This window comes from Amycolatopsis coloradensis (genome assembly GCF_001953865.1).
Lineage (GTDB): Bacteria > Actinomycetota > Actinomycetes > Mycobacteriales > Pseudonocardiaceae > Amycolatopsis > Amycolatopsis coloradensis.
In genome coordinates this window covers 450849-474777 of record NZ_MQUQ01000015.1, presented here as the reverse complement: position 1 = coordinate 474777, position 23929 = coordinate 450849, and the positions used below count along the sequence as shown (strand labels likewise).

Annotated in this window: 24 protein-coding genes; 10 read left to right on the top strand and 14 right to left on the bottom strand. The window is 68.6% G+C overall.

Annotated features, from left to right (window positions below):
* The first annotated feature begins 54 nt into the window (after nucleotides 1–54).
* The 5 genes from BS329_RS27830 (at nucleotide 55) to BS329_RS27815 (ending at nucleotide 3949) form a co-directional block, all read left to right on the top strand.
* Nucleotides 55–807: an ESX secretion-associated protein EspG gene (locus BS329_RS27830; RefSeq protein WP_244197314.1), complete on the top strand. Its 753-nt coding sequence runs from the start codon at nucleotides 55–57 to the stop codon at nucleotides 805–807.
* A 94-nt stretch (nucleotides 808–901) separates the two neighbouring features.
* The gene (locus BS329_RS43520; RefSeq protein WP_076164172.1) at nucleotides 902–1318 is read left to right on the top strand and encodes a hypothetical protein; all 417 of its coding nucleotides are present in this window, start codon (nucleotides 902–904) and stop codon (nucleotides 1316–1318) included.
* 11 nt (nucleotides 1319–1329) lie between these two features.
* Complete coding sequence (locus tag BS329_RS42825; RefSeq protein WP_076164171.1) at nucleotides 1330–1884, top strand: DUF3558 domain-containing protein; 555 nt, start codon at nucleotides 1330–1332, stop codon at nucleotides 1882–1884.
* Between the two features lie 112 nt (nucleotides 1885–1996).
* On the top strand, nucleotides 1997–2419 hold the full coding sequence (locus tag BS329_RS42820; protein ID WP_143253220.1) for a DUF3558 domain-containing protein: 423 nt from the start codon (nucleotides 1997–1999) through the stop codon (nucleotides 2417–2419).
* Nucleotides 2420–2440: 21 nt separating this feature from the next.
* Nucleotides 2441–3949, top strand: coding sequence for a hypothetical protein (locus BS329_RS27815; RefSeq protein WP_084750228.1), 1509 nt, complete (start codon nucleotides 2441–2443; stop codon nucleotides 3947–3949).
* A gap of 43 nt (nucleotides 3950–3992) precedes the next feature.
* On the opposite strand, the gene BS329_RS27810 is transcribed toward BS329_RS27815, so the two are convergent.
* The 4 genes from BS329_RS27810 to BS329_RS27795 form a co-directional block, all read right to left on the bottom strand.
* A complete protein-coding gene (locus tag BS329_RS27810) occupies nucleotides 3993–4958 on the bottom strand; it encodes a glutamate ABC transporter substrate-binding protein (protein WP_076164486.1) in 966 nt (321 codons plus the stop codon).
* On the bottom strand, nucleotides 4958–6361 hold the full coding sequence (locus BS329_RS27805) for a hypothetical protein (RefSeq protein ID WP_076164170.1): 1404 nt from the start codon (nucleotides 6359–6361) through the stop codon (nucleotides 4958–4960). The genes BS329_RS27810 and BS329_RS27805 overlap by 1 nt, the downstream gene beginning before the upstream one ends.
* A gap of 177 nt (nucleotides 6362–6538) precedes the next feature.
* Nucleotides 6539–7798, bottom strand: coding sequence for a GAF domain-containing protein (locus tag BS329_RS27800; RefSeq protein ID WP_076164169.1), 1260 nt, complete (start codon nucleotides 7796–7798; stop codon nucleotides 6539–6541).
* Between the two features lie 72 nt (nucleotides 7799–7870).
* Nucleotides 7871–8752 (bottom strand): diacylglycerol kinase family protein, encoded by an 882-nt coding sequence (locus BS329_RS27795; protein ID WP_076164168.1) that lies wholly within the window; start codon nucleotides 8750–8752, stop codon nucleotides 7871–7873.
* Nucleotides 8753–8850: 98 nt separating this feature from the next.
* On the opposite strand from BS329_RS27795, the gene BS329_RS45555 reads away from it, so the two are divergent.
* On the top strand, nucleotides 8851–9165 hold the full coding sequence (locus tag BS329_RS45555) for a response regulator transcription factor (protein WP_425266379.1): 315 nt from the start codon (nucleotides 8851–8853) through the stop codon (nucleotides 9163–9165).
* Nucleotides 9166–9241: 76 nt separating this feature from the next.
* On the opposite strand, the gene BS329_RS27785 is transcribed toward BS329_RS45555, so the two are convergent.
* The 3 genes from BS329_RS27785 to BS329_RS27780 all read right to left on the bottom strand — a co-directional run bounded on the left by BS329_RS27785 (nucleotide 9242) and on the right by BS329_RS27780 (nucleotide 11815).
* Complete coding sequence (locus tag BS329_RS27785) at nucleotides 9242–9445, bottom strand: cold-shock protein (RefSeq protein ID WP_037319152.1); 204 nt, start codon at nucleotides 9443–9445, stop codon at nucleotides 9242–9244.
* Between the two features lie 233 nt (nucleotides 9446–9678).
* Nucleotides 9679–9849, bottom strand: coding sequence for a hypothetical protein (locus BS329_RS43970; protein WP_167480034.1), 171 nt, complete (start codon nucleotides 9847–9849; stop codon nucleotides 9679–9681).
* A 304-nt stretch (nucleotides 9850–10153) separates the two neighbouring features.
* Complete coding sequence (locus BS329_RS27780) at nucleotides 10154–11815, bottom strand: thiamine pyrophosphate-binding protein (RefSeq protein WP_279628201.1); 1662 nt, start codon at nucleotides 11813–11815, stop codon at nucleotides 10154–10156.
* A gap of 117 nt (nucleotides 11816–11932) precedes the next feature.
* Between BS329_RS27780 and BS329_RS27775 the strand changes: the two genes are divergently transcribed.
* A complete protein-coding gene (locus tag BS329_RS27775; RefSeq protein WP_208619282.1) occupies nucleotides 11933–13219 on the top strand; it encodes a hydroxyacid-oxoacid transhydrogenase in 1287 nt (428 codons plus the stop codon).
* A complete protein-coding gene (locus BS329_RS27770; RefSeq protein ID WP_076164165.1) occupies nucleotides 13213–13632 on the top strand; it encodes an acyl-CoA thioesterase in 420 nt (139 codons plus the stop codon). The genes BS329_RS27775 and BS329_RS27770 overlap by 7 nt, the downstream gene beginning before the upstream one ends.
* On the opposite strand, the gene BS329_RS27765 is transcribed toward BS329_RS27770, so the two are convergent.
* From BS329_RS27765 to lanKC, 4 genes are all read right to left on the bottom strand, one after another.
* On the bottom strand, nucleotides 13588–15324 hold the full coding sequence (locus tag BS329_RS27765; protein ID WP_076164164.1) for an ABC transporter ATP-binding protein: 1737 nt from the start codon (nucleotides 15322–15324) through the stop codon (nucleotides 13588–13590). The genes BS329_RS27770 and BS329_RS27765 overlap by 45 nt on opposite strands.
* The gene (locus BS329_RS27760; RefSeq protein ID WP_076164163.1) at nucleotides 15321–16988 is read right to left on the bottom strand and encodes an ABC transporter ATP-binding protein; all 1668 of its coding nucleotides are present in this window, start codon (nucleotides 16986–16988) and stop codon (nucleotides 15321–15323) included. The genes BS329_RS27765 and BS329_RS27760 overlap by 4 nt, the downstream gene beginning before the upstream one ends.
* A gap of 203 nt (nucleotides 16989–17191) precedes the next feature.
* Nucleotides 17192–17332, bottom strand: coding sequence for a SapB/AmfS family lanthipeptide (locus BS329_RS42815; protein WP_101613675.1), 141 nt, complete (start codon nucleotides 17330–17332; stop codon nucleotides 17192–17194).
* A 38-nt stretch (nucleotides 17333–17370) separates the two neighbouring features.
* Complete coding sequence (gene lanKC / locus BS329_RS27755) at nucleotides 17371–19914, bottom strand: class III lanthionine synthetase LanKC (RefSeq protein ID WP_076164162.1); 2544 nt, start codon at nucleotides 19912–19914, stop codon at nucleotides 17371–17373.
* 427 nt (nucleotides 19915–20341) lie between these two features.
* On the opposite strand from lanKC, the gene BS329_RS27750 reads away from it, so the two are divergent.
* Nucleotides 20342–20707 (top strand): hypothetical protein, encoded by a 366-nt coding sequence (locus BS329_RS27750; protein ID WP_076164161.1) that lies wholly within the window; start codon nucleotides 20342–20344, stop codon nucleotides 20705–20707.
* Nucleotides 20708–20726: 19 nt separating this feature from the next.
* Complete coding sequence (locus BS329_RS27745) at nucleotides 20727–21134, top strand: hypothetical protein (protein ID WP_208619281.1); 408 nt, start codon at nucleotides 20727–20729, stop codon at nucleotides 21132–21134.
* 125 nt (nucleotides 21135–21259) lie between these two features.
* Here BS329_RS27745 and BS329_RS27740 read toward each other — a convergent pair whose 3' ends face one another.
* The 3 genes from BS329_RS27740 to BS329_RS27730 all read right to left on the bottom strand — a co-directional run bounded on the left by BS329_RS27740 (nucleotide 21260) and on the right by BS329_RS27730 (nucleotide 23887).
* Nucleotides 21260–22246 (bottom strand): MCE family protein, encoded by a 987-nt coding sequence (locus BS329_RS27740; protein ID WP_076164160.1) that lies wholly within the window; start codon nucleotides 22244–22246, stop codon nucleotides 21260–21262.
* A 16-nt stretch (nucleotides 22247–22262) separates the two neighbouring features.
* Nucleotides 22263–22646, bottom strand: a complete 384-nt coding sequence (locus tag BS329_RS27735) for a MerR family transcriptional regulator (RefSeq protein WP_244197313.1) — start codon at nucleotides 22644–22646, stop codon at nucleotides 22263–22265.
* A gap of 152 nt (nucleotides 22647–22798) precedes the next feature.
* Nucleotides 22799–23887, bottom strand: a complete 1089-nt coding sequence (locus BS329_RS27730; RefSeq protein ID WP_076164483.1) for an alpha/beta hydrolase family protein — start codon at nucleotides 23885–23887, stop codon at nucleotides 22799–22801.
* Nucleotides 23888–23929: the final 42 nt, after the last annotated feature.

Below are 23929 nucleotides of genomic sequence, written 5' to 3'. Positions count from 1 at the left end.
ACCCGCTACGGTGCGAGAGAGAACCGATTCAGCAGGTGATGAGGGGGAGGACCGGTGCCTGCGTCATTTTCGATGTCGATGACCCAGCTCGACGTCGTACTCGAAGAACTCGGGCTCGGCAGATTCGTGCTGCCTTTCGAAATCCCGACCGTCGGTACCACCATCACCGAACGCGAGCGGCATTGCGAAGAAGTCTGGGCCGACCTGGCCGACCGAGGCTTCGCCCGCGGCCGCGAACTCCTGCGCGACTACGAAAAGGCACTCCGGCTCTGGAGCACGGGAGACTTCATCGTCACCATGGAGGCGCACGAAGTCGAGCAGAACGCCGAATACCTCTATCGGGGGTGCTGGGACCGCCACTTGGGCGTCGTGAGCCAGCAGCGCGGATTCGACATCCTCTTCGAGTCGGTTTACCCCGAACAGGTCACCGCTGCCCTTCTCGGCAACTTGCCGTCACTGCCGCCGTTCCCCGGACGGGTGACGACATCCAGCACCCTTCCCCCGTCCAAGCGACCGGACGACCCATTCGACAAGGACCCTGGCAACCTCCGCCTTGGCGCCGCGAGCCGGTTCTTCGAACACCCGCTCGCACGACTCGGCACGGTCAGCATCACTCTGCGCGACGACCGGGGTAAACCGCAGCAGAAGAGCGTCCAGTGGTTCGACAGCGTCCAGGGCCGTTTCATGCTCACCACCGACCGCTTCCCCGACGGCGAAGTCCGGCGCACGTTCACCCCGACGAACGGCTCCCACCTGGCACGATGGATCCACGACCTGGTCGAAGCCGCCCGCGTCGGCAGCGCGTGATCCTTGCCGGAAGCCGGCCGCCGAGGCCGTTTCCGCTGATATCGTGATCTGACGAACGCGACGAGTGACCGGGACTTGGTACAGGGGAGAGACCATGACTGACGGCACCGGCGGACCGCCGGGCAACTTCTCGCAGATACTGGGCGATTTCTCGGCGCAGGCCGACGCGATGGTGACGGCGGCGAAGGAGGGGCGCTTCGCGGTCAGCGAGGAGATGGGCAACGCGTACAAGGCCGCGCTTCAGGAGTACGCAGACAACTGGGGCAAGAACAACAACATGTTCATTCAGTTGGCCCAGGCGCCCGAACTCGGCACCAGTCCCTACGCGTTGGACGTAGGCAAGCACGCCGCGCTGGTCGCGGAGGGCGACGAGCAATCCGCCCTGACACAACTTGACGCACTACGCGAGGTCGTCACCAGGGCGTTGGACGCGATCAATACCGCGATGACCAACTACAAGAACTCTGACGACCAGAACAAAGAAACACTGCTGAAAATTCACCACGACTGACGAGGCCACGAATGCCATCAGCCCCAAAGCTGCTCCTCATCACCGCATCGACGGTCCTCGCCGCCGTTTCGATCAGTTCATGCTCTCCCGACAACAACGGAACCGCGATCCCGGCAGCGGGCTCGTCAACCTCGAAAAGTGGACCGTCGACGTCATCGGACGCGCAAGGCGTCTTCGGCGACCTCGTCTCGTGCGAGATCCTGAATCCGATCACACAGCCGATGGGCTATGAAGCCCCTACACCTGAGACGCTCGAGAGCGACAACGGCTGCCGAGCAGAGAAGCGAAGTCACGGAAATATCGCACTCTACCTGGTAAAAGAGGCTGGAATCGAGGGCATCAAACCGGGGCGAGGAACTATCGCCCCGACCGAGATAGGCGGCCGAAAGGCAGTCGAAGTCGCTTCGGTGGGCGGCGAAGGAAGTTGCTTCATCGGCTTGGCCGTGACAGACACGTCACGAGCAACGGTGAACCTGACCCTTTCCACCGGCTCCACCGTAGAAGCCTGCACAGAAGCCAAAACGATTGCCGAAGCGGTCGTCCCTCAGCTTCCACAAGGAGGCTGAGGTGAAGTCAAGGAGAGTGTCCTGGCGGAGAACTCGCGACACGCCCGAAGGGCGATCGCAGAGGCAACCAGCAGCGCGATTTGGCGGCCCACCACGGGGTCGAGTAGGGCATATGGCCGCCACCGCCGCCTTCGCTGCCCTGTCTTCGACGGCGTCCTGCTCGATCGAGAAGCCAGGAACACCCACGCAGGCACTTGGCAGCCCTCCGCAAGCCGCCTCGTCGAATTCCGGAAACCAGGACATCTTCGCCGGTTTGGACTCATGCGAAATACTTCGAGAGGTCACGTCGTCAGGGGGATACGAAGAACACAAGCCCGAAACGCTGGAAAGCGACAACGGCTGCCGCGCAAAGAAAGCACGTTATGGCAACGTTTCCCTCTACTTCGTGGACAAAGAGGGGATCGACAAGCTTGAGACGTCACAGGGAACAAAGAACCCTATCCAGGTCGGTCGCGAGACGAAGAACGAACAAGCCTGCGCCGACGGGATGGTCGTCGCGGAGGCTGCCGCACCCAAACTGCCAAGAGGGAACTGAACCAGCTCCGGGGAGGGGATCATGGCGGAGAACGCCGGTCAGGACAACTTCGAGTCAGTGCTGAGCGCCGACGGCAAGGCCCACCGCACGTACGAGGGCAAGCGCTACGCGGAGACCTACGAAGAGACCAATCGGGGTCCCGGCGGCAACGAACTCACCGCGCGGCTGACGGCGGAGCAGAAGGCAGGCGAGTACTCCGGCGAGCAGGCCGCGGCGCTCACCCAGGGCCAGCAGTTCCGGGGCGGGCTCGGGCCGTCGGGTCAGCGGTACGAAGGCAACTCGCACGGCGACCTGATCGGCATGGTCAACAACAACCTCTCCGCGGAGAAGATCGACCAAAAGGGTGAGATCTGGAACAACCAGGGCAACGCGCTGAACACTTTCAGCAACGCCCTCTCCTCCGCCGCCAACAAGGAGGGCGCCCACTGGCAGGGGCCGTCCGCGGAGGCCGCGCACGGGTTCTTCAAGAGCTTGGGCAAATGGGCCGACACCGCGGGCGACGGCGCCTATCTCGCGTCCAACCGGTTCTCCCAGTCGGCCGCCGCGGCCACCACCGCGAAGAACTCCATGCCCGAAGAGGTTCCCTTCGATCGCAACGCCGAGTACAAGAACGCCATCCAGCAGTTCTCGTCGGGGAACTTCGCGGGCGCGGTGGAGACGGTCGGCAACATCTCGGCCAAGCAGGAGCAGTCGTTCCAGGCGCATCAGCAGGCCGCGCAGGTGATGCACACCTACGACCAGTCGCTCTTCGACGTCAATTCCCAGCAGCCTACCTTCGCCCCGCCGCCGGAAATGGGCGATTCGACGACGGCGTCCGGGTTCTCCGGGGGTAGTGAGGTCCAGGGGTTCAGTGGCGGGCCGGGATCTGGGCCCGGCAGCGGTCCCGGGTCCGGGCCGGGTTACTCGGGTGGTCCAGGCCCAGGACCGGGGCCTGTGCCGGGGTCTGGACCAGGGCCGGGGATCACCACGGGCGGCGGGCACACCGGGGTCCCGGGGCCAGGGCAGTCGCTCAGCGGGCCACCGGGGTCGTTCCGGCCCGGACCGAATCCGGGGCTGGCGGCCATGAACGGCCCGGGGCCCACCGGTCTCGGGCGGCTGGGGAGCGAGCAGTATCGCGGCAAGCCCGGGCGGACGCCGAGCGGGCCTGGCGGGAGCGCGGCCGGCCGGTTGACCGGCGGCGGGAGCGGTGGGTTCGGGCGTAACGGTGGGTCGGGCAACGTCGCCGAGCGGCTCGCGGGTGGCAAGGTTTCGGCCGGTGACGCCGAAAAGCTGGCAGGCAAGGGTGGCGGGTCCGGGTCGGGCAAGCTGCCCGAGGAGCGCATCACCCGGGGTGGCGCGGCCGCGGCGGGCAAGAGCGGTGGGCCGGGCGCGATGGGTGCCGGTGCCCCGGGCGGCAGGGGGCAGAAGGAAGAGGACAAGGAAAAGAAGGCCCCGGACTACCTGCAGGAAGAAGACGCCGACGTCTTGTTCGGCGGCTACGACGGCGACATGAAGCCGGTGCCGCCGGTGATCGGCGAGAAGTCCCCCTGAAGCGATGGCGGGCCGTTCGGGAGCGATCCCGAACGGCCCGTTCTCACTTGTACTGCGGCTGAGGCGGCGTTCCGCCTTCGAGCTTGTTCCCGATCCACTTCGCGTAACTCGCCTGCCACGCGCCACCGCGCACGGTTTCCAGCACAGCGTTCACGTACCGCACCATGTCCTCGTTCTCCTTCGGGACACCGATGCCGTAGTTCTCCTCGGTGAACCGGTCCCCCACGATTTTCAACGTCGGGTCCTGCGCGAGCATCCCGGCGAGGATGACGTCGTCCGTCGACACGGCCTCGACCTGCTTCTGCTGCAGCATCACCAGGCAGTCCGACCAGTTGTCCACCGAGACCGGCACCGGCTTCGAGGGATCCGCCGCGATCTTCGTCAGCGAAGTCGACGTCTTGGTCGCGCACACCCGACGCCCGGCGAGATCCGAGAGCTGGGCGACCTTCGAGCCGGATTCGACCAGGATCCGTTGCCCAGCCTGGTAATACGACGTCGAGAAGTTGACCTTCTTCAGTCGGCTACAGGTGATGCTGTAGGTCCGCACCACGATGTCGACCTGCTTCTTCTCCAGCACTTCTTCCCGCAGTTTCGACGGGATCGCCCGGAACTGCACGCGGCCCTCCGCGCTGCCGAAGATCGCCTTAGCGATCTCGTTCACCATGTCGATGTCGAAGCCTTCGAGCTGGCCCGACGTGGGATTGCGGAAACCGAAGAGGAACGTCGTCTGGTCGACGCCGGCGATCAGTTTGCCGTTCTCCTTGATCTTCGCCATCGTCGAGCCGCTGGTGATCGACGTGCCGCTGGTCGGCCGCAGGCTCGCCAGCGGGTTGCAGCTCGTGTCGGTCGTTCCGCCACCGCCTGCGTTGTCGGCCCCGCCGACGTTCGCGGGCTGAGGCGGGGCGACGTCGCCCACCGGCGCCGGGTCGACCGGCGCCCCCGCGCTCCCGCAGGCCGTCGCCAGCACCAAGACGGCGCCGAGCACGGCCCCTCGCAGACCGTTCCGTATCACCGGTACTCCCTCAGCCGTTCACGGATTCCCAACGCGGCCCCCGCCGCCGCGATCAGCGCCAGCACCGCGATCCCCGGCGCGAGCAGGGTCAGCAGGCGATCGGCGCCGCGGGTGTCGTCGAGGAACTCCTGCCGTCCCACGTTGATCGCGGCCACCAGGCTGGTGTCGAGCCGCAGGAACGCCCCGGCGGCACCGTCCTTCTTGTCGTCGCGGATCGCCGTGTCGACGGCGTCCTGGTAACTGCCGTCGTCGTCCTGGCGCCGCACTTCGCCGTGCGCCTTGAACCACGCCGACGCGGCCTGGATCGCCTCGTCCACCTTGCCCGCGGCCCCGCCGCCCGCCGCGAGACCGCGGGCCTCGCCCAGCAGGCCACCCTGGCCGTCGGTCCCGCCGAGTTGCGCGGCGAGATCACGGAAGTCCTTTTCGTACGCCGCTCCGTCGCCGCGGGCGACGAGGGTCAGCGTTTCGTCGGCCCGTGCCTGCAACGCCGCGATCCGGGCGCGCACGAGGACGTCCACCTGGTGCGAGCCGTCTTCCTCGCCGCTGCCGACGAGACTGCTCTGCACGATCAGGGCCACCGCGCCCCAAAGCAGGGCGACCACCACCGACACGGACGCGACGACGAGCCCGACGTTCAGCAGCCGGTTCGTCTTCCGGGTCAAGTGCACCTGCGTGACGATCAGCGCCGCGAGCAGGGCGAGCAGCAAAGTCGTTGCCAGCCAAGGGAATCCGGTCGCGTCGTCCTGTTCGGTGGCGAGCCGGTCGGTGTCGATGCGGTACAGATCCTGTGCCGCCGGAAGGATTTTCGCCCGCATCAGCTCGGAGGCCTCACGCAGATACGAGGCACCGACGGGATATCCCTGCCGGTTGTAGGTGCGCGCGGTCTCGATCAGTCCTGTGTAGACGGGGATCTCGCGGCCGAGGGTGTTGATCTGCTCGGCCGCTTCGTCGACGCCCGAAGAGTCCGACGCCGCCTTCGCCAGCGCCGCACCGGCCTCCGCGATGTCGCGTTCGTATCGCTCGCGCATCGGGAGCGGCTCGGTGCCGATCGAGAGGAACGAACTGGCCGCGGTCGCGTCGGCGTCCGAAAGCGCGCGGTAGACCTGCTGCGCGGCGGCGGCGAGGGGCTCGCGGTGGTCGATCAGGCCGTTGATCGTGTCCTTCTTTTCCTGCGCGGCCAGCGTGCCGACCAGGCCCGCGACCAGCGACAGCAGGACGAGCCCGATCGCGATGACCGACAGTCTGCCCGGGGTGGTCGCCGCGGACCGGACGATAGCGCGGATCCCGTTCCCCGGCAGTTCGAGCAGTCCGGCGATCCCGCCGCGGCCCTCGGGCGCGGGGGGTGGCGCGGGCGCGGCGGGGTTCCCCGGCGGCCCCGGCCGGGTCACAGTGCTCGTCATCGCCGATCCTCCCCATTGGCTCTACCCGCACAGAAGGTATCCGAGTCGGGATCCGCGCAGCCAGTGACACCGGCGTGTGTCATCGGCACGTGATCTCAGAGGCCTTTTTCCAGGCCGTGGCGCATGGCGTCCGCACGATCACGCACACCGATCCTGCCCGTGCGCCGCGGGTGGGGGTCAGGCGCGGACGGCGGGTGCGACGGAGTGCGGGAGCACCTCACCCTCGGACGGCCGTTCGACGACGACCTCGATGTCGTCGGCGAACCGGTACGGTCTGGCCAGCAGGATGCCGCCGAAATGCCGCCGCATCCTGGACATCTCCGCGCGGACGGTGACGGTCCGGCCCGCGTCGCCGAAGAGATCGAGCGACAGTTCCGACGCCGACCTTCCTTCCCGATGGCGCGCGAGGAGGTACAGCATCTCCGCGTGCCGCGGGCTCAGCCGATGCGACCAGGTCCCCGCCACGCCCGACACGCGCAGCGTGCTCTCCCGTGACGACCGCAGGTCGAGCACGACGCGGGCCGGTGGCGCGTCCTCTTCTTCGGCGATCCGGACGAGCCAGCCGCCGGGCAGCGGCTCCAGCAGGCAGTTCCCGTAGGTGGGCAGCCAGGTCCGGCCGGCGGTCGCGTCGTTCGGCAGCGCGATCCGGCCGACCGGGACGAGGCCTGCCGACGCCGCGATCCAGCCGTGCGGGTCAGTGATCACCGCCCGGCCCTTCACCTTGGCGAGCAAGGGCGACGCGAGCCCGCGCAGCCGTTCCAGCTCGGAGAGGTGCGTGGTGCGCAACTGCGCCTCGGCGAGTTTCGCGACCGCGTCGACCAGGGCGAGTGTCGTCGGGTGCACGGTCGAGGCCGGACCGGACAGGTCGACGACGCCGAGCAGCCTGCCGTCCCTCGGATCGTGCAGTGGCGCGGCGGCGCAGGTCCAGTCGTGCTGGTTACGGACGTAGTGCTCGGCGGAGTAGACCTGCACCGGATGCCGGGCGACCAGCGCCGTTCCGATGGCGTTGGTGCCCGCGGCGGTCTCGTGCCAGTCGGCGCCTTCGACGAACCCGAGCCCGTCGGCGCGGCGGCGGACCGCGGTACTGCCGTCACGCCAGAGGACGCGGCCTTCGGCGTCGACGACGACCATGATGTGCACGGCTTGCTCGGCGAGGCTGATCAGGCCGCCACGCAGCGTGGGCAGGACGGCGGCGAGGCCGCTCTCGCGTCGACGGGCCTCCAGTCGCTCCGGGGCGAGCACGGGGGCCGGGGCGCCGCGATCCGGGTCGAGGCCGAGTTCGCGCATGCGCTGCCAGGACGCGGCGATGACCGCGCGCGGGTGACTCGGGAGCGTGTGGCCGGCGAGGGCGGCTTCGTGCACCTTGGCGAGGGCGCGCGCGTGCCGCCGCGGGTCCGCGCCGACCGGCAACGCCGCCTCCAGCTGCACCTGGCCCACTCCTTTGGTCCGTTTCGGCCAGTGTGCCCGGGTGATCCGGCGTTCGGAAGGTCTCTGTGACCTGGGCGAGGCTTACCCGGAGAAGGGCGCTTCCACCAAGTGGGACGCCGGAAAGGCCCCCTTCGGCTTCCGCCCCAGGAGCAGGCCTTTCCTGGTCGCTTCGGCCATCACGGCGCGGACGTCGACCGACCACGGGCCGTCGGGCTTCAGCTCGACGAAAGCGCTCTCTCCTTGTTTCAGCACGAAGTGCGGCTCACCGTCGACAGCGATGGAGCCACCGGCGGCGGCGAGGTCGACCCGGACGCCGGGATGCAGCACGCTCCAGCCCCGGACGCCCACCGCCCGGACCACACCGGGCGCGATCGGCGCCTGCACGACGTACGGTGTCTCCTCGACCGGCCCGAGCGAGACCGCGACACCGTCCACAGTGGACTTCGGACTGGGGCAGAGCCTGCCGGGGATGCTCGACAGGCCGATTCCGTCCGGCACGGCGAACGTGCAGTACAGCTCGGTCAGCGACGCGGGGTCCCAGCGGCTTTCGGCCGACACGCTGACGTCGGTCAGCGCGATCTCGCGGCGGGCCTTCGTGACGACCTCGAGTACGGTCGCGCGGTTCGTGACCAGGTCCGGGTCCACCTGATGGGTGGCCAGCAGCCCGGCGGCGAGCCCGGCGACGGTGGGCTCGGGGAGCGCGTCGGTGGCCGCGATCGGCAGCATCAAGAGCGGGACGTCGCCACAGGCGGCCGCCGCGGCCCGCATCAGGCCGTCACCGCCCAGGCAGATGAGCACGCTCGCTCCCGCGTCCACCATCCGGCGGACGGTGCCGATGATCTTCCCGGCCTCGGTCCACACCATCACCCGGCCGACTCCGGCCACGCGGAGTGCCGAACGCAGACTCTGGATGTCACGCTCCGAAGCGGGGTTCGCCACGATCCCCGCAACCGCTTCGCCCACATGTCCTCCGGTGCCGCGCCAAGTCCCTACAAGGAAACGACTTCAGGGCCACGAAAGAAAGAGTTGCACGGGGTTGCATCGCCAGGCTAGGGGCCGAAGTGCCCGATCTGCGGTCAGGCACGGTCCGGCGGACGAACACGACCAGCAGCGCGAGTTCGAGGGCCAGCAGGATCCGTTCGGCCGAGCCGCTCACCGCGCGGGCGTCGGCCAGGAACGTCCCCACGAAGACCACCAGCGCGGAAGTGCTGCGGCTGATCGCGAAAGGACGGTCCAGTCCGGAGATCGCGGCGGATCTGGTGCTCTCGGCGCAGACGGTGAAGACGTACGTCGGCCGGATACTGGCGAAACTCGGGTCACGGGACCGGGCACAGGCGATCGTGCCGGCCTACGAGACCGGATTGGTCTCGCCGTGAAAGGCCTTGAAAGACCCCGGAAAAGCAGCTGGGCCGCCTCCCCGAGGGGATGACGGCCCAGCTTGGAAAACCTGGATCAGATCACGTTGACCGAGGTGGCCTGCGGACCCTTCGCGCCCTGCCCGATCTCGAACTCCACGCGGGCGTTCTCCTCGAGGGTACGGAAGCCGTTGCCCTTGATCTCGCTGTAGTGCACGAAGACGTCGCCGCCGCCGTTGTCGGGAGTGATGAAGCCGAACCCCTTCTCGGAGTTGAACCACTTCACAGTGCCCTGAGTCATAAAATCTCCATATGCAACACAAACAAACAGGAAGCCACGTCGGCAGCCCGGGTCATGACCAGACGGTTTGCTTCCCCGGAAACACGAGGAGACACTACGCCCGCTGAGTTCTGCGAGCGTGAACCAACACGAACACAAAAATCGAGACCTGAAACAGTAAAGCACACCTCACGCAGGCCGACAAGCATCGTCACCCGGGTGTGCGCGGCCTCGCAGCGGCCTTTACCGCTGGGCTATTCGCCACTCGCCGCACGCAACGGTACCTCGCTGCCGAACGGCGAACGGCGCAGGGCCTCCCGGTTCTTGGCCACGACGGCGATGTCATGGGTATCCGCGTCCGCGCTGAACTGCACCGGCACGACACCGGAAACGGACTTGCTCTCCTGTGGCTTTTCGTCAGCCATGTTTTTCTCCCCTGTGTCAACACAACGCTCGAAGTACCCGCGTGAAGTACCGCGTGCCAACAACCCACCGGCGGACGGCCGCTGCCCCGTGGTTCGGTGACCCCGTGATCGCCCCGGTCCATATCGGACTCTCGGTGTTGCCGCGATTGTGCCACGACCGGCCGACAAAATCCGATCTCGCGAGAAGAAACTCGGCCGAGTCGTCACCGACTCCCCGCTCCTTGGGGCAGGTGACGGCCGCTTCACAAGGGTTTCTGTGTATCCCCTGAGAAAAAAGTCCGCCCGGCAGTCGGCGGATCGGCGACTACTGGCCGCCCTGCTGCGGCCTCGTGGCGCTCAGCAGGCTGGTCAGCCGGATGTCCGGGGTCACCACGTCCGGATCCGTCCTGATGTCGATCACACACGGCCGTTGCCGGACCAGCGCGCTCGCGATGATCGGCTCCAGCTCCTCACGGTCGTCCACGGTGTACCCGGCGGCGCCGAGCCCCCGTGCCCACGACGCGAAATCGGTGGTGGGGACAGTGACCCCCGACAGCCGTCCGTGCTTGCGCGCCTGGTGCACGGCGAGCGGACCGTGCAGTCCGTTCTGGAACACCAGGACGGTCACCGGCACGCGGTAGCGGACCGCGGTCTCGATCTCCTGCCCGGTCATCAGCGCGCCGCCGTCGCCGGCCATCGCGATCACCGTCCGGCGCGGCTCGGCGAGTTTCGCCGCGATCGCCGCGGGGACCGCGTAGCCCATGGCCGCGTTGCTCGGGCCCAGCTGGCTGCGCGGCGCCGTGAAGCACCAGTAGCGGTGCATGAACTGGGCGAAGTTGCCCGCGTCACTGGTCACGATCGCGTCCTCGGGCGCGAGCTTGCGCACCGCGCGGATGACGTCGGCGGGGTGGACGCGGGTGGCGCCGCTGGTGTCGGGCGGTGTCATGAAGGTGTGCACGGCGGCGTTCGCGGCCGACGCGCGGCGGGTCCGCGGCGAGGCGACGTTGCGCAGTTCACGCAGGAACGGCTCGACCTCGGAGTCGACCCGGAAGGTCAGGCCACCGCGCCGGGCGGGCTCGATCCCGGTGCCGACCAGCACCAGCGTCTGCGACGGCGTCGGATAGCGGAAGGACTGGGTGGTGACCTCGTCGAGCTGCGTACCCAGCGCGAGCACGAGGTCGGCGCGTTCCAGCGCGTCGAGCTGCCGCGCCGGGATGCCGATGCCGAGGTGGCCGGCGTAGCGCGCGTGGTTCTCGGGGAAGGCGTCCTGGCGGCGGAACGCGTTGTACACCGGGAGCGCGAGCTCGTCGGCGACGGCGATCAGCTCTTCCCGCCCCGCGCGGGCCCGGCCACCGACGATGACCACCGGGTATCTGGCTTCGTCGACCAGCTGCGCGACCGCCTCGGCGGTCCTGCCGAGCGCGCCGGTGGCCGGCGGCTTCACGGCGGCGACAGGTTTGGCCGAGTCGAACGGGACGCCCCAGAAGTCGGCGGGGACGGCGACGACGGTGGGTCCGGGCCGCCCTTCGCGGCAGCGGGTCAGCGCCTCGACCAGCAGATCGGGGACCTCGTCCGGGGATTCCGCGCGGCCAAGCCATTTTACGAGGGGTTCGAACATCGCGGTCAGGTCCGCGGTGGGCAGTTCGCTGGTCCGGCCGGGGCTGGACGGCGGGTTCTCCAGGAGCACGACCATCGGGCTCTCGTCCTGGTACGCCGTGGAGACACCGATCGCGAGGTTCGCCGCGCTCGGGCCGCGGCCCGCCAGCAGGACCGCGGGATGCTCGGTGAGCTTGCCCTCGGCCTCGGCCATGAAGGCCGCGCCGGAGTCGTGCCTCGCCGAGACGAAGGTGATCGACCGCTCGCGTTGCAGTGCGTCGAACAGATCAAGGAAGGACTCACCCACCACCGCGTACACACGGTGGATCCGCGCCTCGGTCAGGATCCGCACGGCCGTCTGGGCGACGGACGCTCCCGGTTGGTATCTAATGAGTACGAGCTTAGGCGGGCGGTGATCGGTGCCGTCAAGTGATCTTTCGATTCCGGCAACCCCGGGGCGGCAGAATGTCCGATATCGGAACGTGTTCGAGCAAGGGAGCACGAAAACGTGACCTCAGCCACCGCAGGACGTGAAACTGTTTTCACTTACGGCGCACCGGCCTTGAAGTACGGCGCCGGGTCGAGCGACGAGATCGGTTACGACCTCACGCGGTACGGTGCCCGCCGGGTGCTCGTGCTGACCGACCCGGGTGTCGCCGCGACAGGCTGGCCGCGACGGATCGCCGAAGGCATCGGGACCTACGGCATCGAAGCGGTCGTCTTCGACGGCGTGCACGTCGAGCCGACCGACGTCAGCATGCGGAAGGCCGTCGACTTCGCCAGAGGACAGGGCGAGTGGGACGCGTTCGTCGCCGTCGGCGGCGGGTCGGCCATCGACACCGCGAAGGCGGTGAACCTGTTGACCAGCAACGACGGCGACCTGATGGACTACGTCAACGCGCCGGTCGGTGGCGGCCGCGCGCCGAGCGCGCCGCTGAAACCGCTGGTCGCGGTGCCGACCACCACCGGCACCGGTTCGGAGAGCACCACGGTGTGCGTGCTGGACGTGCTGTCACTGCGGGTGAAGAGCGGCATCAGCCAGCTGAAGCTGCGGCCGAGTCTCGCCGTGGTCGACCCGAGGCTGACGGTTTCGCAGCCGCCGGAGGTCACCGCGGCGAGCGGCATGGACATCCTTTGCCACGCCGCGGAAAGCTACACGGCCAAGCCGTACACCGAGTTCGACCGCAAACGCCCGGAGGACCGGGTTCCTTACTGTGGCGCGAATCCGCTGGCCGACATGTTCGCCGAGCAGTCGCTGCGGCTGCTGTCGTGGGCGCTGCCCGCGGCCGTGCGCGACGGCTCGGACCTGAAGGCGCGCGAGGCGATGGCGCTCGCGGCGACGTTCGCCGGGCTCGGGTTCGGCAACGCCGGTGTGCACATCCCGCACGCCAACGCGTATCCGATCGCCGGGCAGGTCCGGGGATTCCATCCCGCCGGCTATCCGGGTGAGGAGCCGATGGTGCCGCACGGGATGGCGGTGTCCTTGACGGCGCCCGCCGCGTTCCGCTTCACTTTCGACGCCTGCCCGGACCGGCATCTTCAGGTGGCGCGGCTGCTCGCCCCTGACTACGAATGGCCGGGCGATCCGCAAGACCACCTGCCCGCGGTACTGCGGCGGATCATGCGGGAGATCGGTATCCCCAACGGGATCGGCGCCGTCGGCTACACCGGGTCCGATGTGGACTCCCTGGTTTCCGGCACGGTGAAACAACAACGCCTGCTGGCGACCGCGCCGCGCGAAGCGTCCGATGAGGACCTCGCCGGGATCCTGCGGGATTCGGTGGAACTGTGGTGACCGCCGGATACCCGCACTGGCAGACGGTTCCGTTGCGGTGGAAGGACAACGACGTCTACGGGCACGTCAACAACGTCGTCCACTATTCGGTGATGGACACCGTGATCAACACCTGGCTGATCGAACGGGGCGGGCTCGACATCGAGACCGGCGGCGTCATCGGGCTGTGCGTGGAATCGCAGTGCAAGTACCACGCTTCGGTGTCGTTCCCGGGAGAACTCGAGGTCGGCCTGCGGGTCGGGCATCTCGGCCGGTCGAGTGTCCGCTACGAGGTGGGGATGTACTCGAAGGAGACGGTGATCGCGGAGGGGCACTTCGTGCACGTCTTCGTCGATCGCGAATCCCGGCGCCCGGTCGCCGTCGAAGGTCTACTCCGGGGCGCGCTGGAAGAACTGCGCACTGGGCTGGGGTAGCCGCGGCGCCCACGCGTGCATGAGCTGGGCGTAGCGCGGGGACCGGTCCATGAGTTCGAGGTGGGTGCCCAGCGCCGTCTCCTTGCCGTCCATCACCAGGACCCGGTCCGCGCGCAACGCCGACGTCAGCCGGTGCGCGATCACGATCAGGATCCCGCCCCGCTCGGCGAACGCCCGTTCCGCGCGGGCCTCGGCGGGCGGGTCGAGATGCGACGTCGCCTCGTCGAGGACGACGATGCCCGCGTCGCTCGCGTACACCCGCGCGAGCGCGATCAGCTGCGCCTCACCCGCGGACAGCGTCCCGTGCCCGATTTCGCCGTCGAGCCCGCCCAGCCGCGTGACCAGCGGTTCCGCCCCGACGGCGGTGACGGCCGCCCAGAGTTCGGCGTCCATCGCGGCCTGCGCGAACAGGCCGGTGTTGTCCCGCACGGACCCGGCGAAGACGTAGGCCTCCTGCGGGATCAGCGCGATCATCCGGTGCCGCAGCGCCGCCGGGATCTCCCGGACCGGGACGCCGCCGAGCAGCACCCGGCCCGCCTGCGGTTCGAGCATCCCGGTCAGGAGCCCGGCCAAGGTCGACTTGCCGATTCCGCTCGGCCCCACCACCGCGAGGCGCTCACCGGGCCGCAGATGCAGATCCAGCCCGCGCACCACCGGTTCCGCCGCCGCACCCCAGCTGAAGGCCAGGTCGCGTACGTAGATGGCGGTCCCGTCGGGTTCGGCCGTGCCGTCCGCCTCCGGCTCGGCCTCCGCGGTCTCCGCCAGCCGCCGCAGCGCGACGATCAGCCGCAGCACCACGGTGCTCGCGGTCGCGGCCAGCCCTCGCAACGCCGGCTGCATCGTCGTCGCGAGGTAGACGAGCGCGCCGAGCGCGGCGCCCGCGGTGAGCACGCCGTCCCTGACCATGCCCGGCGCCACCAGCAACGCCAGCAGCAGCGGCACGAAGGCACCGGTCGCGATCACCACCGACCGGGCCGCCCCGGACCGCGCCACCCGCACGGCCGCCTTCGCCTGCGTGTCGATGGCGTCGTAGAGCTGAAGCGCGGCAAGGGGTTCCGCACCGCAGGCGACGACGTCACGCATACCGGACAGCGACGCGCCCGCGACCTCGGCGGTCCGCTCGTCGGCCAGCGCGAGCGCGCGCTGACGGCGGGCCAGCGACGGCAGCAGGCAGGCGAACACTCCGATCGCTACCACCACCGGGATCGCGACGATCAGCGCGAGCGAACCGGCGACGGTGAACAGCCCGGCCAGCGCCGCGAACGTCGTCACGATCATCCCGCGTGCCTGCACCAGCAGCCCGGCCGTGGCGTCGCGGACCACTTCGACGTGCTGGGTGATGCGGGCGACGCCGCTGGCGTCCGGCTGGTTCCGCGGTGGCGACGGATCGTGCAGGACACCACGGACGACGGCGGTCACCAGCGCGTCGCGCAACGGCTCGACGACCTTGCCGAGCTGATGCCACACCAGCCGCGAACCCCACGCGCCGATTACGGCGACCAGGCCGAAGATCGCGAGCCAACGCAGTCCGGTGCCTGGCCGACCCGCGGCAAACCCCTCGTCAACCGCGAGTTCGACCAGGCGACCGGACAAGAACGCGGGCGCGCTCTCGAGCACGGAACAGGCCAGCAGTACCAGCCCGCCTCTCCACTGCCCGGCCAGCGCCGAGCGGTAGAGGCCCCAGACGCTCACTGCACGCCCTCGGTGAACACTGCCTGGTAAGCCGGGTTCCGCCACAGCGCCTCATGCGTGCCGACCGCGCGGACTCTGCCCTCTTCCAGCCACACCACCTCGTCCGCCCGCGCCGCGGTGGCCGCGCGATGCGTCACGACCACCCGGGTCCGGCCGGGCAGGGTGCGTTCGATCGCCTCCTCGACGGCGGCTTCGGTGACCGTGTCGAGGCTGGCGGTGGCGTCGTCGAGGATGAGCACCCTCGGCGCGTGCGCGAGCGCGCGCGCCAGCCCGATCCGCTGCGCCTCCCCGCCGGAGAGCGGCGTCTCCGAGAGCGGCGTCCGGTAGCCGTCCGGCAGCCGGACGATCAGGTCGTCGACCTGCGCGGACCGGCAGGCGCCGCGTACGGCGGCCTCACCGGCCCACGAGCCGTATCCCACGGCGTCGCCGATGGTCGTGCCGAGCAGCGCGGGCCGTTCGAAGGCGAACCCGACGACCGCGCGGAGTTCGTGCGGCCGCAACCTGTCCAGCGGACGGCCGTCGAGCGTCGCCGTCCCCTCGTCCGGGGTGAGCAGCCCGCCGAGGACGTTGACCAGCACGGACTTCCCCGCGCCGGATCGCCCGACGACCGCGGTGAACCGGCCGCCCCGCACGAGCAGGTCGACGCCGTCCAGCGCGCCTTCGATGGTGACGCCACGCAGTTCAAGCGTGCCCTGCCCGGGGACGACGCCGAGATCGCCCGGTTCTCCGACCGGCGAGTCCAGCACCTCGTTGATCCGCCGCGCGCACTGCCGGGCGCGGGAAAGTGTGGTGAGCAACGGAATCTGGGTGATCAGGCCCATGCCGAGCGCGACGTACCCGAGCGCCGCGAGGACCTGTCCGACGGACAGCCTGCCCTCCATCACGCCGAAACCGGCGGCGGCCAGCACCGCGAGTTCCACGGCGGGCAGCAGCAGGCCGGAGCGCCACACCATCCTGGCCTGCGTGCGCCACATGCCGCGACCGGCGAGACTCAGCTTCGGCAGTGGCCGCAGTACGCGTTCGGCCTCGCGGTCGGCGGTGCCCGACGCGGCGATCGTGCGAAGCCCGGCGACGGCGTCGACCATCCTCGCCGCCAGTTCGCCGGAGACCTCTTGATAGGTCAGGACGTCGTCGGCGGTGTTCTTCAGATGGGTGCGCGCGAGCATCAGCCCGAACGGGATGCTGCCGAGGAAGACGAGCGCGAGCCGCCAGTCCATCAGGGCGAGCAGGATGACGGATCCGCCGGAGATCAGAGTGGTCGACCCGAGCTGGACGACGACCGAGGCGACGATTCCGGCGCCGGTGCAGTCACCGGTGAGCCTGCTGATCGCGTCGCCGTCGGCGAAGGCCGATCGGGTTCCGAGGGCCAGATAGCGGTCGGTGAGCCGTCGGCGCAGCCACGCCGTCGCCGAGGCCGTCATCCGCGCGGTCAGGATCCCGCCGATCAGGCCGACGGCGATCTCGGTGACGCCGAGGACGATCAGCCAGGAGACCTCGGGGAAGCTGGCGCGTCCGGCCACGACGGCGTCGACCGCGGCCGCGAGCGCGCCGGGCAGGAGCAGCCCCGCCGCCGTCCCGGCGAGTGCGCAGAGGATCAACGCGATCAGGCGGGGACGATCGAGCGCGGTCACGGTGACCAGCAGGCGATCGGCGGAACCCGCCATCCCACTCCTCAAGTCCCTGAGTCGAAGGTGAGGGCGCTTTACTCGCGTCGCAGGCGGGGGAAGTTCCCTTCAGCTCCGCGTCCCACTCCTTCGAACGTGATCCCATCGAGATGAACCGTTGGGCAAAATGAAAGCGCGGGAGCGGCGCACTTGGCCTGTGCCGCTCCCGCACCTTCAGTGATCAGCTGGCGACGCGCCTGAGATCAGTGGCAGGTCAGCAGGCTGATGGTGCTGTTGTTGCAGGAGGCGAGCAGGCTCAGGTTGCTGCCACCGCCGCCGCCGCCGTGGCCACCTTCGAGAACCTCGGGGGCTTCCAGGGCCTGAAGGTCGAGAACCAGTTCCATGGTGTTCCCTTTCATCGGTTACTTGTTTCCGCCGGCCGTCAGTGGCCGGTGGTCCTGGGGGACAGGAAAGGCAGCACGGCCTTCCCGTCCAAGGTCGCGGCGAGGGCGAGGAGCACGCCCGCGCCGCCGGTGACGACGTCCATCGACAGCCGGAGCAGCTGGTTGCCGGGGAACGCCAGGCCGCCCTTGTACGGCATCGCGTACCAGGCCAGCCGGGAAAGATGCAGGTCGATGGTGTCGAGGACGCGCTGTTCCTTCTCGGAACCCATCGAGAGCGCGGTCATCAGCCCGCATCGGCCGAAGAAGAGGCCGGGATGGATGACGAACTCGCCACGACAAGCTTCGCGAAGGCCGGGGAGGCTCTTCAACGACTTCGCGTCCGGGCGGTACTTCGCCAGCTCTTCGGCGACCATGAGGATCCCCGCGCCGCCGACACCCACGTAAGGCAACGTCCTGGACTCGCCGTCGCGGACCTGCAAGGAGCCGTCGTCGGACTCGACACACTCCTCGATGTCCCGCTCCAGCGCCTGGTCGGCGAAGGACAGCCAGCCCTCTTCACGGGTGCGCTCGAACAGCCGGACGAACAGCAAAGCGGACCCGGACCAGCCGTTGAGCAGGCCTGCCCTGGCGAATTTGCCGGGCGGGTCCGCGGTTTCGAGTGCCTCGGCGAGCCGGACCGCGGTGGCGAGTGCCTGCCTGCCGAACTCGTTGTCCTTGCGGACCACCGCGAAGTGCAGCTGAGTGAGCCCGATGCCGGACAGGCCGCCTTCGAGGCTGTGATCGGTGGTCTGCTCGACCAGCGTCGCCGACGATGCCAGCAGCTTGGTGGCCTCGTCGCGATACCCGAGCTCTTCGAGGACGTACGCGATTCCGTACGAGCCGTCGTAGAACCCCGGGCGATCCGGCGGATCGCGGCGGATCGAGTCCAGCAGCCAGCGTTCGTGATCGGGATACCGCTCCCCGCCGACCACGTTCAGGGCATGGAGGACACCGGCCGCGCCGTACCCGAAGCAGGCGCCGCCGACGCGGAACTGCTCGATGTCGCCGGGGAAGAGCCGGTCGGTGCGCTCAGGGGTCGCGGAGGCGAGGATCCCCTCCGTGATCTGCTTGCGGACCAGTGCCCAGTCAGGCTTTTCCTGGTCGAGCTCGGTCGATGCGCTCTGTGGCGCGGCGTTCCGCGGCGCGAGCTCGGCGACGATCGAGTCGGCGTAGCCCTCCGGGACGGCGAAACGCCGCTGAACGAAGTCCGCGAGTCCGCGCAGCTTCGCCGGGGCGAGTTCGAGGAGCGTGGTGAGCGGCAGGAAGATCCACAGCTTCAGCACGGCGATCGCGTAGTCGTCGATCTCGAACCCGTTCCGGTCCCGCGGAGCGCGGAACCCGGGTGCGCCGAGCGCCGGCCGTTTGCCGCTGTCGGCGTCCGTCGCCATCTCGAAGTCGATCAGCCCGATCTTGTCGTCGTCGCCGTCGACCAGGATGTTCATCGAGTGCAGATCGCCGAAGACGATCCTGCGGTCGTGCACCTCGTCGACCATCCGCGCCACGCGGTCGACCAGCGCCAAGGCTCGTCCGGTGTAGGCGACGATGTCGGCCTCGGTGCAGTCCCGCCGGGTGAGCGGGTAGTTGCGGGCGAGCCAGCTGCCGAGGGAAACACCCGGCATGTACTCCATCGCGAGGAAGTGGTGCTCCCAAACGGTGAACCGGTCGAAGGTCGCGGGGATGCCCTCGATGCCCTTCAGCCGCTCCAGGACCTCGTGCTCCCAGCGGAGGCGGTCGACGGCGTCGATCTCGTCGCGGTCGAGGCCGGCGAACGGCCTGGCCTCCTTGAGGACCACCTCTTCACCGTCGGCGTCCCGTTCGGCGAGGTACACGCCACCACCGTTGGAGAAGTGCATCGAACTCTTCACCCGGTAGGGGAACTGATCCGCGCCACCACCCTTGCGAGCTGCGAGGTGAGGGGCGAGAAACTCCGGGATCGTCACCCAGTCGGGCAAGGAGAAGGTCGGCTCGCGCTTGTCCGGGACCAGCGTTCCGTCCGGCTTGCGCACCGCGAGAACACGTTTTCCGTCGAGTTCGACCCATTGCTCGGCGAATCCGCCGTAGCGGACGTAGAGCGGCCCGGCACCGTACCGGAGATCACTCAGAATGTACGCACCGGGTTCCCCGTCGAGCTCCGCGGACAACTCGGCGAGAACGCGCTCGAGCTCGTTGTTGTCAGCTGGATAAAGAGTCAGTAACTTGCCGCTTCCGTCACGCGGGGCATATTTGGAATTTCGGGCGAGCAGGGTGCTCCGGGAGCGCAGGTGCTTGTACGACAGATTGTGCTCGATGCAATGCTCATGCACCTTTACGAGCACCCGCTCGGCGTTGCCCAAACCTGCCGACACGTGGATTTTCCAGCCCTGCAAGGGAAGGTTTCGAGCAAGAGGGTGCAGCATCCGCCACACTCCGCGCACTCCGGTGCGCCAGCCAGTCTCGGGAGCGGGCAACAGGGAGGCGAAATCGTCGGCGGCGTCCCCGGTTTCCCGCTGTTCATCGAAGAACAGGGGATCGGCGAAGCAATACGCTTCGTACCGGACGTCCATCGAGCGCCCCCTCCTTCGCACCAATCGGATGGGCCATGTGCACCATCGCGATGGGGAATATTCCACCCGCCGGACAGCTAACGGCCAATCCGCCATACCGGGGGTTCGGATGGGCTGTTCAGGGACGTGAATTCGAAACCTACCGAATGGTAGGGGTACCCAGCGTGAGGCCAACTCGGATTTCAACCACCCGGTCGGTGTGTAACAGGGACGCGTCTGCCCCGTATTCCCTGGTCGCGGCACCGAACACAATAAGGCGCGGCCGAATTGCCTGAGTGCCAACCCAACGCGCTTCGTGATCTATTCACCCGAGGTCTGGACCACGGGCTGTCCTCCGTGGCCCCCGCCACGCCCCCCGCTGGTCGCCCGTAGCGGGTGATGCGCCCGGAGGTACGTTGTCGCCGTCGGAGTAGGTAAGGAGGCGTGCGTGATCACTGGCTTCGCGGTGACCGTCGCGATCTGCGCAACCCTGGTCGCGGTGTGGAGTTTCGTGCAGTCCGCGCGCAAGAAGCTGCCGGACAACCCACTGCTCGCCGGCCTCGCCGTCGTCGAACTCCTCCTGGTGGCGCAGCTCGTGATCGGCGTCGTCCTGCTGATCGACGGCGGCCGCCCCGGCAGCATGGCCACCTACCTCGCCTATCTGATCGGCTGCCTGGTCGTACTCCCGCTCGGGACGTTCTGGGCGCTGGCCGAGCGCACCCGGTCGAGCACCGCGATCCTCGGGATCGCCTGCCTCGCCATCCCGGTGATGGTGCTCCGGCTGCACGAGGTATGGGCGGGCGCCAGTGCCTGAAGGAACCGAGGAGAACACCGTGGACACCGCAACCGACGCCCACCCGGACAAGACCTCCGGCCCGGGACGGATCCTGGTCGCGGTGTACGCGATCTTCGCGCTGGCGGCGACGTCACGCGCCGCCGTGCAGATCGGCACCAAGTTCCACGAGGCCCCGCTGGCGTACGTGCTCTCCGCGTTCGCGGCCGTCGTCTACCTCTTGGCCACCGTTGCCCTGGCCCGCCGCGGCGCGGGCTGGTGGCGGATCGCGCTGATCGCCTGCGGGATCGAACTGCTCGGCGTACTGACCGTCGGCACGTTCAGCCTCTTCGACCGCGAGGCCTTCCCGCACGCGACCGTGTGGTCGGTGTACGGCCAGGGGTACCTCTTCATTCCGCTGGTGCTGCCGGTGATCGGACTGTTCTGGTTGCGGCGGACGAAGCCATAGCGACCCACCGCAAGTAGTCCTCTACTTGCGGTCGGCTCGACCGATGTCGCAGCCGGATCGCCTGGGTTCGGGATGGTCGTGAGTGGCGAAGAGGGGTCAGAATCCGAATCGCCACCCACGAGACCTCACTTTTCGAAGCACCCTTTCTCGTTGATCGGGCCGAACGAGGGCAGCACCAGCCCGCACAGGTAGCCGTCGATCCAGCGCCCGTTGCCCGCGACGTTGGTGAGCACGCGGATCGCCGGGGCGAACGCGGCGATCCCCTTGGCCAGCCAGTCCTGGTTGCGTTGAAGCATCGACGTCAGCCGGTCGAGTTGTTCGAGCACCGGCCCGAGTTGGCCGTCGTTGTCGGCGATGATGTCGTCGAGGGCGGTCGCGAGCCGTTTCGAGCCGTCGAGCAGGTCTTTGATCGCCTGCTGCCGGGTGGAGATCGCCCGCAGTAGCGCGTTTCCGTCCTGGACCAGCCGCTGGACCTCGGCGTCGCGGTCGACGAGGGTCTGCGAGACCTGCCGCGTGTTCGCCACCAGTGTCCGGAGTTGCCGGTCGCGGGAGGCGATGGTGCCGGAGAGCTTCGAAATCCCGTCGAGCGCGGCGCGGACGTCGGCAGGCGTGTCGGCGAAGGTCGCCGAGATCGCGTCGAAGCTCTTGGCGAGCTGATCGACGTCGATGGCGTCGACGGTTTTCGACAAATCCCGAAACGCTTCAAGGACGTCGTACGGCGCGGTGGTCCGTTGCAGCGGAATCGCGTCGCCCGGATCGAGAATCGTTTCGCCGCGCGGGTCGAGCGCCAAGTACTTCTGTCCCAGGACGTTCTTGATCTGGATGGACGCGCTCGTGGCGTCGCCGAGCCAGGCGTCCTTCACCCGGAAGGAGACGACCACCCGGCCACCTTCGAGGTCGATCTCGGACACCTCGCCGACTTTCACCCCGGCGACCCGGACGTCGTTGTCCTCGCGCAGTCCGCCTGCGTCGGAGAATTCGGCGGAATAGGTGGTGCCGCCGCCGATCATCGGCAAAGCGTCGGCGTTGAGCGCCGCCGTCACTCCGAGGGCCATCGTGGTGAGCCCGGCGAGCGCCATCTTGACCGGATCCACCGCGCCGAAGGACCTCATCGTCTCACCTCGCAGGTCACGAGGGAGAGAGCCTAGGGGCAGCTCCGTCCGGTGGCCAGGCGAAACGTTGCACCGATCGGGTGGCAGCGTCTGTCCACTGAGGACAGTTCAACGCCGGAGAGCGTCCGCCGTCCCTCGCGCGACATGCTCCTCGTAGACCTCGACCTTCCGGTCGATCAGGCAGTCGGTCAGCTCGGCGATCCGCTCGTGGACGCTGTTCTCTGATGCTCCCGCGGCAGATCCAGTCGCCTTTCCTCGTTTCCTGGCCCCGCCGAACGAGTCCGGCGAATTCGCGGATGGTGACGAGCGGCATCCCGGACGCCCGGAACCTCGTACAGTTCAGGAGCCATTCGACGTCCTGCTCGGTGTACACGCGACGGCCGTTCGCGTCCCGTTTCACCGGTGCCGCGAGCAGTCCTTCCTTTTCGTAGAAGCGAAGCCCAGGCCGACCCGGATTTCAAATCGCCGGAGCGGGCGGGCTCTACTGCGAGGACTGCGACGTCGCCGGTGAGGCCCCGCGACTCTGGCAGGTTTCCGCCGGCCTCACCGCGGTCAGTTCCAGAACTTGATTTCGGGGTTGCCCGACACCGGCCCGTCCAGCGACGGCTGACTCCCGCCGCGCAGGTGCTTGTCGAAGAAGGCTGAAACGTAAGCCCTGGTCAGCGCCATTCCGCGCTCGCCGCCGAGGATGCCGGGCGGAATGATGCCGAGCTGCTCGCCGAGCACGCCGACGTCGGTGAAGGACGGATGCCCTGCCGCCGCGACGCTGATCCAGCGCTTCCAGCCGGTGAGGTTCGGCCAGTTGGCCGCCCAGGTGGTGTCGGGGCCCGCCGGTGTGTACTCACTTTCGCGGCCGAGCAACAGGAACGGCCTGTCGATCCCGGACGCGGGGATCGGCGACCACAGCCTGCCGTCCAGGTCGGCACCGGCGCGGATCCGCTGGTCGGCGACCATCGCCGTCGGCGTGCTGTAGCCCCCGATGGAATGCCCGGCCATGCCGATCTTCGTGCGGTCGATCAGCCAGGACCACTCCGACGAAGGTCCGGTCAGCGTGTCGAGGACGAACGAGACGTCCAGTGCGCGGATCGGCGGGAGCAAGGTGGAGTCGGAACCGCACGCGGCGCATCCGGTGACGCGCCCGTCGGGGAAGGCGGTGCCGTGGGATTCGTGGTTGTGGCCGATCAGCGCGACGACGAAACCCTTGCTGGCCAGCTCTTCCGCGAGTCCGGTGAGGGTGGTGCGGGGTTTGCCGAACCCTGGCGACAGGACGACCAGCGCCCGCTTTCCCGGCAGCGGCGGGGCGTCGACCCTGGCGCTGGTCCGGATCTCCGCGATCCGCGCGGGGTCGATGTCCGGGACGCCGGATTCGGTCAGGAAGGCTTTGGCCTCGGCCAAGGTGAGGTACGGCCGTTTCGGGCCGACGGGCAGCAGTGCCGGGTAGAACATCGACACCATCAGCTCACGCGGCCCAGTCGGCATCCAGGGGTCCTGGCGCGATCGGTCGGTCAGATGCAGGTCGGTGGAGCCGACGGGATGCCGGCCGGTCGGCGGTGGCAACGTCAGTCGCGGGGCCGCCGAGGCCGGGCTCGCCAGTGACACCATGGCGGCGAGGGCGACCAGTGTGACGAGAATCCTTCTCATGAGGTTTCCGTTTCTGTCGAGGATCTTCCCCACCAGCCTGAG

Excerpts from the sequence above, each read along its gene's own strand:
- BS329_RS43520 (WP_076164172.1), top strand. The coding sequence starts at position 902 with ATGACTGACGGCACCGGCGGACCGCCGGGCAACTTCTCGCAGATACTG.
- BS329_RS42825 (WP_076164171.1), top strand. The coding sequence starts at position 1,330 with ATGCCATCAGCCCCAAAGCTGCTCCTCATCACCGCATCGACGGTCCTC.
- BS329_RS42820 (WP_143253220.1), top strand. The coding sequence starts at position 1,997 with ATGGCCGCCACCGCCGCCTTCGCTGCCCTGTCTTCGACGGCGTCCTGC.
- BS329_RS27815 (WP_084750228.1), top strand. The coding sequence starts at position 2,441 with ATGGCGGAGAACGCCGGTCAGGACAACTTCGAGTCAGTGCTGAGCGCC.
- BS329_RS27805 (WP_076164170.1), bottom strand. The coding sequence starts at position 6,361 with ATGACGAGCACTGTGACCCGGCCGGGGCCGCCGGGGAACCCCGCCGCG.
- BS329_RS27785 (WP_037319152.1), bottom strand. The coding sequence starts at position 9,445 with ATGACTCAGGGCACTGTGAAGTGGTTCAACTCCGAGAAGGGGTTCGGC.
- BS329_RS43970 (WP_167480034.1), bottom strand. The coding sequence starts at position 9,849 with ATGGCTGACGAAAAGCCACAGGAGAGCAAGTCCGTTTCCGGTGTCGTG.
- BS329_RS27760 (WP_076164163.1), bottom strand. The coding sequence starts at position 16,988 with ATGGCGGGTTCCGCCGATCGCCTGCTGGTCACCGTGACCGCGCTCGAT.
- BS329_RS42815 (WP_101613675.1), bottom strand. The coding sequence starts at position 17,332 with ATGGAACTGGTTCTCGACCTTCAGGCCCTGGAAGCCCCCGAGGTTCTC.
- lanKC (WP_076164162.1), bottom strand. The coding sequence starts at position 19,914 with ATGGACGTCCGGTACGAAGCGTATTGCTTCGCCGATCCCCTGTTCTTC.
- BS329_RS27740 (WP_076164160.1), bottom strand. The coding sequence starts at position 22,246 with ATGAGGTCCTTCGGCGCGGTGGATCCGGTCAAGATGGCGCTCGCCGGG.
- BS329_RS27730 (WP_076164483.1), bottom strand. The coding sequence starts at position 23,887 with ATGAGAAGGATTCTCGTCACACTGGTCGCCCTCGCCGCCATGGTGTCA.